The 1,685-nt window shown below is 50.5% G+C and carries 2 protein-coding genes and 1 pseudogene; all 3 read right to left on the reverse strand.

Translation table 11 applies throughout. The features are described 5' to 3' along the window. Positions 1–240: 240 nt before the first annotated feature. Positions 241–930: a lipoyl(octanoyl) transferase LipB gene (gene lipB, locus QZ506_RS07740; protein ID WP_291970204.1), complete on the reverse strand. Its 690-nt coding sequence runs from the start codon at positions 928–930 to the stop codon at positions 241–243. 114 nt (positions 931–1,044) lie between these two features. Next, positions 1,045–1,308, reverse strand: a complete 264-nt coding sequence (gene ybeD, locus QZ506_RS07745; protein ID WP_291970206.1) for a DUF493 family protein YbeD — start codon at positions 1,306–1,308, stop codon at positions 1,045–1,047. 296 nt (positions 1,309–1,604) lie between these two features. Beyond that, a pseudogene (locus tag QZ506_RS07750) lies at positions 1,605–1,685 on the reverse strand (lipoprotein); the annotation flags it as partial.

The raw sequence follows: 1,685 nt of genomic DNA on the forward strand, positions 1-1,685 counted from the left end.
GCTGCTTGAGGGCCTTGTTATAAGAGGGCCAGTTGGTGATTTTAAAATTTTGTTTTGCCATGGAGACCTGATTTTGAAACAACTGTGGTGATCTGCTCCGATGATTACCCAAAAGTTCTATTTATTCAACAAAGCCCCATCTTTGCTTTCTGACATTCAGCCTTTACGTCGCACAAATGCATAAATAATGTAAACTGAATGTGATTTGGCACCGATAAGCATAAACCCAACGGCACCATTTCATGCCGATATACTGCGCGGTACGGGCGCGCCATGAGAGGCACAATCCCATACCAGTGGCGCTTGTTGCGTGTAGCCAAGCTGTTGCATAAAGGTCGCGACCAATAGCGATGCGACATCTGCCACTTCCACGCAGGGTACATGCTGGCTGACCTGCGTCATTACCATGCCCGCATAGCCGCACGGGTTAATACGCAGGAACGGCGTCAGGTCCATATTGATGTTGAGTGCCAGCCCATGGAAAGAGCAGCCCTTACGAATGCGTAGTCCGAGTGAACAGATTTTAGATTCCTGCACATACACACCCGGCGCATCAGCGCGGGCATGAGCGGTGATACCGAACTGTGCCAGTGTATCGACCACGGTATTTTCAATGGCGGTGACCAGTTCCCGCACGCCCACTTTTCGGCGTTTTAAATCCACCAGCACATACATCACTTGCTGGCCCGGTCCGTGATAGGTCACCTGGCCGCCGCGATCGCTTTTAATCACTGGAATATCGCCGGTAGTGAGCAGATGCTCTGCCTTGCCAGCTTGACCTTGGGTAAAAACGGGAAGGTGCTGCACCAACCAGAGCTCATCCGCGCTTTGCGTGTCACGCAAATCGGTAAACTGGTGCATCGCCAATGAGACGGGCTCATAGGGTTGTACGCCAAGCTGACGTACGATGATCTTATCCTGTAGCAACATCGTGATCTTCAGGTTAAGGAAAACAATGGATCCGATTATAGTCGCGGGACGCGCCAGCGAACAGCGCTGAAACACATTTTCCCGCGATTATCCGGTCGGGTAGGCGTCATGCCCTTACAGTACAACGCGTACGATATCGATAGCGCCCAACTCTTCATAGAGCGTTTCGACTTGCTCAATGTGCGTGGCGGTAATGGTGATGGAAACCGAATGGTAATTGCCTTTGCTACTCTGTTTGACCTGCGGGCTATAGTCGCCCGGCGCATGACGTTGCACCACTTCGACAACGCGTTCTACCAATTCTGGCTGCGCGTGTCCCATCACCCTGTAGGTGAATGAGCAGGGAAATTCGAGCAGTTCATTGAGTTTGGTTTTCATGTGTTCTCCAGATGGATCGGTGCCCATGCTGATCGTCGCTGTTCAATAGCGTTTGGTTCAACATAAGGTATAACTCCCGCAGCAGCGGGAGTAATCATCTCTGAATATGGAGCCAAAAATGGTTAACCCAAGGGCTTAGCTGCACATTCGCATGCGATCGATCATCGATTCGCATCTAAGGTCGATCACTTTTTCGCATCGTATCGATCATCCGGGAACCTAACTTTTTTATCGTTTTAGCGGCTTTGTTGAATAAATCAGAACTTGTAACGACTGCGCCCCATACGGGTCGATTGTTACGTGATGCGAATACTGTTCGGCATTCCTAATAGCGTGATCCGGTTAAGCGCTTTGACCATGGCCATGGCTTCACCCAC

It is taken from the genome of Candidatus Symbiopectobacterium sp. (genome assembly GCF_020054415.1).
GTDB lineage: Bacteria > Pseudomonadota > Gammaproteobacteria > Enterobacterales > Enterobacteriaceae > Symbiopectobacterium.

What these genes read in the sequence shown, in the direction of transcription:
- lipB (WP_291970204.1), bottom strand. Translation starts at nt 930, where the DNA reads ATGTTGCTACAGGATAAGATCATCGTACGTCAGCTTGGCGTACAACCC.
- ybeD (WP_291970206.1), bottom strand. Translation starts at nt 1,308, where the DNA reads ATGAAAACCAAACTCAATGAACTGCTCGAATTTCCCTGCTCATTCACC.